This window comes from Vibrio sp. L3-7 (assembly GCF_963898195.1).
In the GTDB taxonomy this organism is placed as follows: domain Bacteria; phylum Pseudomonadota; class Gammaproteobacteria; order Enterobacterales; family Vibrionaceae; genus Vibrio; species Vibrio echinoideorum.
In genome coordinates this window covers 170,011-180,183 of record NZ_CAWQUW010000006.1, presented here as the reverse complement: position 1 = coordinate 180,183, position 10,173 = coordinate 170,011, and the positions used below count along the sequence as shown (strand labels likewise).

The following is a 10,173-nucleotide window of genomic DNA, read 5'->3' as shown; positions in this document are numbered from 1 at the left end:
CTATAACAACATGAGGCCGCACCTTAGTCTCAGAATGAAAACTCCAAATGAGGTGCATGAAAAAAGCCAACAGCTGACGCTGTTGACTTATTAGAAATACTGTCAACGTATTTTAGGACGAGACAGTAATATGAGCTTTCGCGTGCGTCGTAGCTTCCCCGACTCAGTCGTTCCTCCTTCTCGAGGGTGACGTGAGTTTGTTGAGGAGCATATCGAGAATAAAGGGATTTTTTGTATGCCTGCTTATTTGTGTCAGTGTTTAGGTGAAGCGCACTCAAGAAGTTTGGAGCACACACATTTGTCATTCCCTATGGGAACCAGCGTAATAGAGGATCTACTTATTCGAGGGGGGATTGGAACGGAAATTAGATGCGCTTTACTGAATCTATAAAGCGCAAATTTGGGTGCAGCAGCTGGTGGAATGCTTAAGTAAGATTAAACAAACGCTTAAAGTAATGAACAAAGCCTGATGGCTTGTTCTCAGCTTGGTAGATGTTTAAACCATCATAAAAGCTACCCATGAACTCCACTCGGATCTCATCGTCTGTATTTCTGGATAAGCGAGACAATAGTATTGCGGTGACTTCTGCATGATCATTGGCTAGGCTGTAGTCCATTCCAAGTCGTCCTTGAATGAACAACCATAAATGAGTGACTAACGTTAACTGCTGAGCATTAGAGTTTTGAAACTTATCACTGTGCGCGCTACCAACAGTATTATCGAACACGTTTTGCATCGCTTCGCTGGCTTCTTTATTGCTCTCAAAGCGGTAGCTAACATCGATATGTACTTTTGTTAGCAGGCCGAGCAATGTCTGGCGCGCAGAGTTGCTGGGCTTATTCTCACAAGCGTGTTTGAAAAGTGCGTGGTTTTCGTCAGTAAATGACTTTAACTCTTTTTCATAGCCAGTCGTCAGCGCTTTAACTGAATCGAGACCAGCGAGTTGCAAACATGCTTCGAGCTTAGTTTGGCGCTGAGATTCAGTCTGAGTTTGGATCTCAGTCATTACTCTGTAGCTCTTCCCAAGTGACTTCTGCAGATTGCGTGTCGCTGTTAACGAAAGCAGAGTTACCCGACAGCATCACTGAAAGATCCATTGTACGTTGTGTCATCGCTGCCATTTGCTCTATACCATTGTTGTCTAGACGAACAATTTGAGCCTTCAGGTAGCCGAACTTACCTTTATTCTGTTCCCACCAAACATTCGATTTAGTATTGAAGCTGAATACACGCACTGACTTAGATAAGCGAGTCGCTTTCTTAACACGCTCTGGATCCGGTTCGCCCACATCAATCCAATCTAGAATTTGGTCATCTAACGACTTCTGCCACAAATCAGGTTCTTCTATGCTCGACAATCCTTTAGTGAACTGAAGATCCGGCGAAGCATTGATACAGAAAGCAATGATACGAGCCATCATACGTTGTTCAGTTTCAGAAGGATGCTGTGCAATTGTTAGATTGAAAGAGTCGTAATAGTCGCGATTCATATCAGTTAGAGAGAGTCGAAACTTGTAGATTGTCGGTTTAAGAGCCATTGATAGGGTGTCTTAGGTAGAAATAGTGAAGGGGAATATTACCTTAAATCTCTGAATAGCGGGTAAAAAAATAGCCAGCAGAGGCTGGCTATTTTTAGAAAGCTTTAAAATACTAAATTAAAGTACTTTGATGCTGTCAGCTTGTGGGCCTTTTTGACCTTGAGATACAGTGAACTCAACTTGTTGGCCTTCAGCAAGAGTTTTGAAACCGTCGCCTGTGATTGCAGAGAAATGTGCAAATACGTCTGGACCATTTTCTTGCTCAATGAAACCGAAGCCTTTAGTTTCGTTGAACCATTTTACTTTACCAGTAACTGTGTTAGACATGATGATATCCTAATATTAAATTTTTATATTGAGCCAATTGTGGCACTGATAGCGTGGAAAAATTTATTGCTATTGCGTACAACACAACGGGGTTACTAGTAATCCAACGAAATGTTTATATACAAAGAACTTTCTTTCTAGCCGAAATTGAGTCTAAATCAAATCAGGGGATAGTCAATCGAATCCATAAGGAAAGGTTCCAGAAATTTGGGGGTAGTCAAACTTTCCATTCCTTAAATATCATGGAGTTACAGTTATATGGTGATTTGTTGTAGTTTTTGTGAAAAAGGTGGGTGAAATTGATGACAAATTTAGAGTGGTTGCACTGATTTGGCACACTTTACTTTTCCGTTAGGAAGCCGCTAATTGGTGTTTGAGTCCAGTTGAACGGCTTGTATTTATAAATTTATCGGGTAGTTCATCTTCACAGGAATGGGTACCAGATTATTTTTTCAAGCGATAGAGATTGCCATTGTCGGTACTGAAGTAAATATCTCCGTCAGGAGAGGTCTCTATATCTCTTATTCTCTCGCCCAAGTCTTCTAAAATACGTTCTTCTTTGACTGCCTCACCTTGTTCATTCGCTGTCACAATATTGATGTGGGTGAGCTTAAGAGCACCCGCTAACAACTTACCTTTGAGTTCTGGAAATTTATCGCCTTGATAGACAATTAAACTACCGGGCGCTATTGAGGGGACGTAAACTTTGACCGGAGGTTCAATACCGTCTTTGGTCTCAGATTCTCCAACACTTATCGGCCCCCAATATTCTTTGCCGTGTGATGTGACTGGCCAACCATAGTTTGCGCCTGCTTTAATTAGGTTTATTTCATCACCGCCGCGTGGCCCGTGCTCAATAGACCAAAGCTTTTGTGCCGGGATATCATAAAATAGGCCTTGAGGATTGCGATGACCAAAGCTCCAAATCTCATTGAGAACTTTGTCGTTATCCGTGAATGGATTGTCGTTAGGTGTGCTTCCATCTGAATTTAATCTCAATATCGAGCCCGCATGAGTCAGCGTGTCTTGGCCGTTGTCTCGGTCGCCACGATCGCCGATTGAAAAATACAGATGGCTATCATCAAAGGTTATGCGGCTACCAAAGTGACGACCTGTATCTGTTCTCGATTTAGATACAAATACATCTTGCCAATTAGATACTTTATCGGCTTTGTAAGTAGCCGAAGCGAGTGTGGTTACGCCTTCACCCTCGACGTCTTTACTGTAAGTGACATAGAATTTCCCAAGCTCAAAAGGGGAGAGCGCGATATCCAACAAACCGCCTTGGCCTTTCGCCCATACATTGGGGAGCCTAAACAATGTATTCTGGTCACCCGTTTTTAAATCAATGTGTTTGATAACGCCTGCTTTTTCTGTGAGAAGCATAGAACCGTCATCGACATAAGCGAGACCCCACGGAATCTCGAGGCCATCTGTGATTTTTTCTGCCTGCCATGCAAAAACTTGGGTTGAAGCGATTGGGCCTGAAGCGATGAGTACCAAAGCACAGGAAAGAATACGATGATGAATGTTCATTGAAGTCCCTTGATGTCATTACGTTGTGTTAGTTTAGCTTGTGGCAAGCAGGTCGATAGTTAGGATGAGTGAAAAGTCACTATTCACATATTTAGTTCAACGAGTATTGTATGATTATACAAGCTCACGTATGTTTACTGTGCCATTCTCTATTCGATCCTTTCGGAGCACAATGAATATTACCCCTGCAACATCTTCGCTATTTTCTCTGTCTTTATGTTGTCAGGTAGATGCCCGATCAATCTGTTTTCAAACTATCTGTTCTCAAACGACCTTTTTTCAAGCCATCTGCTCTCGAACTATCTATTCTCAAACAATTCGATTTCAAAGCACCTGTTCAACTGGATATTTTACATCATGAGTCGTCGATTTGATTTTAAATCGATCTTACTTGCGTGTTTGGTCATCAGTATCGGTCAGCTCAGTATGGGCTTGGTGTTTCCTTCGTTACCTTGGATTGCGAAAGACTTCGATGTCTCATTAGAGCAAGCGCAGCTTCTGGTGAGCGTGTATTTGTTAGGTTTTGGTCCTTCTCAGTTTATTTACGGTCCTATTTCTGACGCTTTAGGGCGTAAGAAAGTATTGCTGAGCGGCTTATTAATCGCGATGCTTGGCCTATTGATGATCATCTTCTTTAGCCATTCGTTTACTAACATGGTCATGGGGCGATTCTTACAAGGTTTAGGGACGGGGTGTTGTGCTGTACTGGCTCGCGCTTCAACACGAGATCGTTTTAGTGGGGCAGATTTGCCGCTAGCAATGTCTTATATTGCGATGGTTGCGTCTATTACACCTTTGATTGCACCGGTTATCGGTGGGTTTATAAACTTCCACTTTGGCTGGAGTATGGTGTTCATCTCGCTACTTGGATACGTATCGTTGGCTTGGGTGGTGTTGGCGTTCAAGTTTAAGGAAACGGTCGCACAGGTATCGGCGATCCCTTCACCAAAGAAAATGATTTCTCAATACAAAGAGTTGCTTACCTCTCGTTATTTCATGAGCTTTGCGAGCATTGGTTGGCTTAACTTTAGTTTGATGATCACCACAGTGTCCGTCATGCCGTTTATCATGCAAAACCAGATTGGCATGACGTCAGATGAATACGCAATGTGGGCGGTGATTCCTGCTTTGGGAATGCTTGGTGGTACAAGCCTTTGCAATCGTATTCGCCCGATATTAGGCAACAAGAAAACACTGCTATGCACGCCTGTGCTTCACATCTCCGCTGCCTTATGGCTTTTCTTCTGTCCACTTGATCCTTTGTATTTAATGATTGGCCAGTTCTTGATGATACTTGGCAATGGTATCGCATTACCTTGTGCTCAGGCTTTGGTGATGTTGCCGTACAACAAAAATGCTGGCGCAGCGGCCGCGATGTCTGGTGGCGGGCAAATGGTCGTATCTTCAATGGTGAGTATGGGATTAGTCCAATTAGGGCTAGGAGAAGCGTGGCACCTATCGCTCGTGATCATCGTGTTCACACTGGTTACTCTGATTAATATTTTGCGTGGTTTTAATAGCCAAGAAGCGAGGGAATCTCAATTAAGTTAGCGGTTGAACTAGTAGTTAAGTTAGCGGTTGAGTAGTAGTTAAGTGAACAGTCAAAAAAGGCTATTGAAACCCTATGATTTCAATGGCCTTTTTTATGTCTAGTGGTAAGAGGTTGAGGCGAACGTTTAATCGCTGAAGCTATTCGCAGACCACGGCAACTTTCTCACTGGCTGCTGTCTTGGCTGGAACTGGGTGATCGATCAATCGGATAGGGGATTCATACAAAGCGGACAAAGCGTGTTCATCGAGTAATTTATCAGCGTGGCCTTCAAACGCGATCTGTCCTTTTTTCAGGGCGACAATGTGTGTGGCGTAGCGCAGTGCAAGGTTCAAATCGTGTAAAATGACGATAACCCCGACGTTTTCCTTTCTGTTTAGTTCAGACAACAAACCCATAAGTTGGAATTGGTGATGAACATCTAACGCAGAGGTCGGTTCATCAAGAATCAAGATCGGAGATTGCTGAGCGAGTAACATCGATACCCATGCTCTTTGGCGCTCGCCTCCCGATAAATCATCCGCTAAAGCCTGTGAAAAATCAGCAACGCCGGTTCTTTCCATCGCTTGTTGAATAATCGACTTGTCTTGAGCATTCCAACGTCCCAACGCTCCTCTCCAAGGGAAACGCCCTAAACGAACCAATTCTTCCACGGTTAAACCTGCAGAAGTCGGCAGTTTTTGAGGAAGGTAAGCAATTTTCTTGGCTAAGTCTTTGCTTTTGAATGACGACAAAGACGTTCCATCTAGTTCAACAATGCCACGATCAGGCGACATCTGCCCCGATAACAAATTAACTAATGTCGATTTACCTGAACCATTGTGCCCAAGAACTACAGTGAGTTCATTCGTCGGAATGGTGAGATCTTCAATTGAGAGGATGGTGCGGTTATCTCGAACGATTTTGATGTTTGAAAGTTGGAACATGTCAGTCCTGTTTGAGACCAATAACGATACTCAATGAGTGTGAATTCGTCGTATTAATCTCTAAAATATTGAGTGTTATGACGCAGTGTTTTTGTTGTCGGGATGCCTTGGACAATCGTCGCAATACTTTCTAGAATCGCACTTATAGACCAAGCAACAGCTGATTCTGATTAGTTTTAACATTCCAGAATTTACATCGACCTTTAGGCTATTTAGATGACTGTTTGGTAATTGGCAGGCCTCTAACCAAAGCTTAGCTTGTCCAGTGATGTAGTCGTTGGTTAGGCTCGGCTCGTGCTGTTGCAGTTTTATCAAGCTGCCTAACAGTAGATCAGCCAGTAAGTGATTGGTAAACCCTGGGCGAATGCGTGTCCATTCACTGATTTGACTGCGATAAAATTCGGTCAATGCAAGAATGGCTTCACCAGCGTGTGGAATCAATTCTTCTGGTGCGCCATGCTGATGATCACCATTGGAGAAGCGATAGCCAGTGACGAACTCTTTGTACCTAAACTGACCCATATTCTTGATATCTGGCAGTGAATGCAGACCGTAGATAGAAATGAAGGTCACATAGATAGGTTGCCAGCACACGAGATCCCAGGTTCGGGTTAACCAATAGGCTTTTCCTGCTTCAGGGTGGCTTTTTGCAAGGCCATCGTAAACTCGTTTGATTTCTTTATGGCTATTATCATTCGTAATTGCAATGCTCTTGTTATTCAGAGCACCAAAGCTGCCGCTTAAATAAGGAGTGACTTCTTTTGAGTAAGCGAAGATTTTTTGGTGTAGAGACGGGGCTCTTCTACGAGTGATAATATTGTGCAACTGGGGAAGCATTATAAACCATTAAATGAGAATCAGTTGCGTTATCATAGCGAACATAATCGAGGATAACCATACAAAATGGAGCAGATACTCGGAGCTTCTGTCTTTTGAGAGGTTTATAGGTTGTGAGTGGGCTGTTCTTTTTTAAGTGATTAAAACCTTGTTAAATGATAAAAGTATTGGTGAATCTAATATATCACCGCCAACTATAGAGAATATGAAAGCTTGAATATGAATACACCAGCATTTGATCGTATCAGCCGCGTTCTGGCGTATATCCATGCGAATCTTGGTTCTGCGCTATCGCTAGAAGATATTGCGAAACAAAGCTGTTGGTCTCGTTGGCAGTTGCAAAGAGTGTTTCAAGCAGAAACTGGGCTGACCGTAGCAAACTACGTGAGAGAGCTAAAATTAAGCCAAGCTGCAGAAGAGTTACTTGATGGAAAAGAGCGCGTGATAGATGTCGCGCTTGGTCTCGGATTTAATTCAGAGATTAGCTTTAGTCGTTCGTTTAAGCAGATGTTTGGTGCTAGCCCCAGCCAATATCGAAAAGCGGGCAAAAGGGTAGGGCTAAGAAAACCGATTCAAGTGTCTGAAACCACAAGTGCTTCTGATAATGGAGCTTTCAGTTTTGTGAAAGTACGTATTGATGAGAGAGAGTCATTCCTTGTTAAGGGCATGACATCAGAAATCAGCGGCCTATTTTCACTCACGCAAGACTTCGCGCAAAAAGTTCCTCAGCTTTGGTCTCGTTTAGAGCATGAAGTCACCATTCCAGACGACAACGTTCTTCAGTTTATTGGGGTAGTTGACCTGACTCAGTCTTGTTTTGATGGAACGAATATTCATTATTGGGCTAGCGTTGAACTGCATGACGGTATTTCAATCCCGCAATTGCCTAGCATTATCTCTGATAAGTTAGAGGTGTTGACTATACCGAAACAAACCTACGCGGTGGTCAAACATTGTGGACCTATTGAGAATCTTCGACATACTTTAAGCTGGTTTGTGCTTAATTGGCTCCCAAGTTCTGGTTACCGTGGTGTCGATGGCTACGAACTTGAAGTTTACCCATTTGGCTACCAAGCGCATGCCTCTGATGCTGAAATGGAGTACTGGGTTCCTATTATCAAATCGTAATCATATCCCCACGAAATCTCTTTCTGTAAACCCCTCTTAAAATAAGGTCAATTGTGTTTTTAATCAGCAATTGACCGATTTAAACTAAAAATAGGCCAAGTTCTTTTGGAATTTGCACCAAATTGTTAATTATCCCGCTCATAGATACATACAATGCAAATGAGATTTATTATTATTTATATTAAGCATTGGTACCGAGGGAATCATGACCACTCACACTCGTTTTAAGTATTCATCACTTGCAGTAGCGTTGCTCACTGCGTTTTCAGCGCAAGCGTTGGCGGAAGAAACCGTTACAGCGGCAGACTCGAACATCGAGACTGTCACTATCATGGGTAAAGCCTATCGTAATACAGCAACCAAGTCGGCACTTGAGCCAGAAGAGACGCCTCAAGGTATTACGGTTATTGATGAAGAACAGTTAGAGCAACGAGGTGTTCAATCTTTGAACCAAGCCCTTCGTTATGCACCGGGTGTTGTAACTGAAAACCGTGGTGGTTCTGTAGCCATGTTTGATTCTTACTCTATCCGTGGTTTTAACACGAACAACGTTAACTACTACGATGGCCTTTCGCTTCAGTTCTTGAATGGTTGGAACTTGCAGCCACAGATTGACCCTATCGCAATGCAACAAGTTGAAATTTTTAAAGGTCCAACATCAGTTCTGTACGGTGCAATGCCACCAGGCGGTATGGTGAATATGATCGCTAAAACTCCACAAACTGAGCAGTCAACGAAGGTTGGCGTTGCAACGGGTTCTCGAAACCTACAAGAAGCTTCTATTGATACGACGGGACAATTTGGTGACAGCGATTTCTCATACCGCTTAATAGCACTTGCTCGTAAACAAGATAGCCAAGTTGATAACGCTGAAGAAGAGCGTTACTTAATTGCTCCTTCTGTAGATTGGCAAGTAAGCGACAAAACACTAATCAATTTCAACCTTTACTACCAAAATGATCCTTCAATGGGCATTAACTCAGCAATGCCTTTAGATGTGTTAAAAGCGAGTGATCCATCGGTTTCTATGGGAGATAAGAACTGGAGTAAATTTGAACGTGAAGTGTTGATGGTTGGTTATAAAATTAACCATGACTTCAATGATAATTGGACCTTCTTACAAAATGCTCGTTATACCGATGCATCTCTGTACCAAGAGAATACCTACCATCTTAGTTATGATCCGAGCACACCAAATCAATTATCTCGTGCGTTGTACTCAACGGACGAGAGCTTTAAAGGTTTTGTTATTGATAACCAGCTGAGTGGTGTTATTAAAGCCGGTTCGTTAGAGCACAATGTGTTAGTTGGTGTTGATTACCAAAATATGGATGGAGACGTTAATTACTCGTCTTATAGTGCGAACGGAAGTGGTTTCAATAGCTTCGATCCGTTGAATCCTAATAATGATCTCCTCGATCGCAGCGATGTAACAAAAACGGGTGAATATCTTGATGACACCACATCAAGTCAGCTTGGTTTATACCTTCAGGACCAAGTTCGTTTAGATGCTCTTGTCTTAATTGCAGGTGCTCGTTTTGATCACTACAAATCAGAAAGCGATTACTACGCTCATGAATCCGATCATAAGCAATTTACTTATCGTATAGGCGGCTTATACGAACTTGATAATGGGCTATCTCCATTTGCGAGCTACGCGACCAGTTTCGAACCAGCTCCGGGTGTTGACAAGAGTGGTAATGAATTTGATCCTGAAATGGCTCAACAAGCTGAGATTGGTGTGAAGTACCTGTCTGGTGATATGTCGAAAGAAGCAACAATTTCTCTCTTCCATATCACTAAGCAAGACATGCTAATGACTGACCCTAGTAATGTTTATGGGCCAAGAATTCAAGTGGGTGAAGTGGTATCGCAAGGTGCTGAAGTGTCTGGTCGCTGGTTTGCTACTGAAAACTTTGATATTGCTGCAGCTTATACCTACGTAGATATGGAAATAACGGAAGACACGAGTAATGGTCTAGAGGGCACCACGCCAATCTATGTACCGGAACACACTGCTAATTTATGGGCAAATTACAACGTATTCTCAGGAATGTTAGCGGGTTCTCGATTAAGTGCAGGCGCTCGTTACGTTGGCGAAATGCAAATGGATGCGAGTAATACACAAGGTAAAGTACCGTCTTATACCGTGGTTGATCTGTCTGTAGGCTATGACTTAGGTGCCGCAAGCGAGACCTTATCTGGTGCGACTGCCAACCTAGCGGTGAACAATATTTTCAATGAAGAATATTACGCGTGTTACGACCAATCGAACTGCTGGTTCGGTGCTGAGCAGTCTGTAGAGCTAAGCGTCAACTATGAATTCTAATT

General features: G+C 42.8%; 9 protein-coding genes. 3 read left to right on the top strand and 6 right to left on the bottom strand.

What is annotated here, in order from left to right:
* Positions 1–425: 425 nt before the first annotated feature.
* From AACW75_RS06900 to AACW75_RS06885, 4 genes are all read right to left on the bottom strand, one after another.
* Positions 426–1,007, bottom strand: coding sequence for a hypothetical protein (locus AACW75_RS06900; protein WP_017075451.1), 582 nt, complete (start codon positions 1,005–1,007; stop codon positions 426–428).
* A complete protein-coding gene (locus AACW75_RS06895) occupies positions 1,000–1,539 on the bottom strand; it encodes a YaeQ family protein (protein WP_017075452.1) in 540 nt (179 codons plus the stop codon). Before AACW75_RS06895 ends, AACW75_RS06900 begins: the two co-directional genes overlap by 8 nt.
* A gap of 117 nt (positions 1,540–1,656) precedes the next feature.
* Positions 1,657–1,866 carry a cold-shock protein gene (locus AACW75_RS06890; RefSeq protein ID WP_004731543.1) on the bottom strand — a complete coding sequence of 70 codons (210 nt, stop codon included), beginning with the start codon at positions 1,864–1,866 and terminating at the stop codon, positions 1,657–1,659.
* A 444-nt stretch (positions 1,867–2,310) separates the two neighbouring features.
* On the bottom strand, positions 2,311–3,402 hold the full coding sequence (locus AACW75_RS06885; RefSeq protein ID WP_145572373.1) for a PQQ-dependent sugar dehydrogenase: 1,092 nt from the start codon (positions 3,400–3,402) through the stop codon (positions 2,311–2,313).
* A 357-nt stretch (positions 3,403–3,759) separates the two neighbouring features.
* On the opposite strand from AACW75_RS06885, the gene AACW75_RS06880 reads away from it, so the two are divergent.
* Positions 3,760–4,953: a multidrug effflux MFS transporter gene (locus tag AACW75_RS06880; RefSeq protein WP_145562009.1), complete on the top strand. Its 1,194-nt coding sequence runs from the start codon at positions 3,760–3,762 to the stop codon at positions 4,951–4,953.
* Between the two features lie 138 nt (positions 4,954–5,091).
* On the opposite strand, the gene AACW75_RS06875 is transcribed toward AACW75_RS06880, so the two are convergent.
* Together AACW75_RS06875 and AACW75_RS06870 are read right to left on the bottom strand one after the other, a co-directional pair.
* A complete protein-coding gene (locus AACW75_RS06875; protein ID WP_145570655.1) occupies positions 5,092–5,877 on the bottom strand; it encodes an ABC transporter ATP-binding protein in 786 nt (261 codons plus the stop codon).
* 75 nt (positions 5,878–5,952) lie between these two features.
* Positions 5,953–6,714, bottom strand: a complete 762-nt coding sequence (locus AACW75_RS06870) for a siderophore ferric iron reductase (RefSeq protein ID WP_017075457.1) — start codon at positions 6,712–6,714, stop codon at positions 5,953–5,955.
* Between the two features lie 219 nt (positions 6,715–6,933).
* Here AACW75_RS06870 and AACW75_RS06865 point away from each other — a divergent pair, with 219 nt between their 5' ends.
* Complete coding sequence (locus tag AACW75_RS06865; protein WP_017075458.1) at positions 6,934–7,842, top strand: AraC family transcriptional regulator; 909 nt, start codon at positions 6,934–6,936, stop codon at positions 7,840–7,842.
* A gap of 205 nt (positions 7,843–8,047) precedes the next feature.
* On the top strand, positions 8,048–10,171 hold the full coding sequence (locus AACW75_RS06860) for a TonB-dependent siderophore receptor (RefSeq protein ID WP_145570657.1): 2,124 nt from the start codon (positions 8,048–8,050) through the stop codon (positions 10,169–10,171).
* Positions 10,172–10,173 lie beyond the last annotated feature (2 nt).

What these genes read in the sequence shown, in the direction of transcription:
- AACW75_RS06885 (WP_145572373.1), bottom strand. Translation starts at nt 3,402, where the DNA reads ATGAACATTCATCATCGTATTCTTTCCTGTGCTTTGGTACTCATCGCT.
- AACW75_RS06880 (WP_145562009.1), top strand. Translation starts at nt 3,760, where the DNA reads ATGAGTCGTCGATTTGATTTTAAATCGATCTTACTTGCGTGTTTGGTC.
- AACW75_RS06860 (WP_145570657.1), top strand. Translation starts at nt 8,048, where the DNA reads ATGACCACTCACACTCGTTTTAAGTATTCATCACTTGCAGTAGCGTTG.
- AACW75_RS06890 (WP_004731543.1), bottom strand. Translation starts at nt 1,866, where the DNA reads ATGTCTAACACAGTTACTGGTAAAGTAAAATGGTTCAACGAAACTAAA.
- AACW75_RS06870 (WP_017075457.1), bottom strand. Translation starts at nt 6,714, where the DNA reads ATGCTTCCCCAGTTGCACAATATTATCACTCGTAGAAGAGCCCCGTCT.
- AACW75_RS06895 (WP_017075452.1), bottom strand. Translation starts at nt 1,539, where the DNA reads ATGGCTCTTAAACCGACAATCTACAAGTTTCGACTCTCTCTAACTGAT.
- AACW75_RS06900 (WP_017075451.1), bottom strand. Translation starts at nt 1,007, where the DNA reads ATGACTGAGATCCAAACTCAGACTGAATCTCAGCGCCAAACTAAGCTC.
- AACW75_RS06875 (WP_145570655.1), bottom strand. Translation starts at nt 5,877, where the DNA reads ATGTTCCAACTTTCAAACATCAAAATCGTTCGAGATAACCGCACCATC.
- AACW75_RS06865 (WP_017075458.1), top strand. Translation starts at nt 6,934, where the DNA reads ATGAATACACCAGCATTTGATCGTATCAGCCGCGTTCTGGCGTATATC.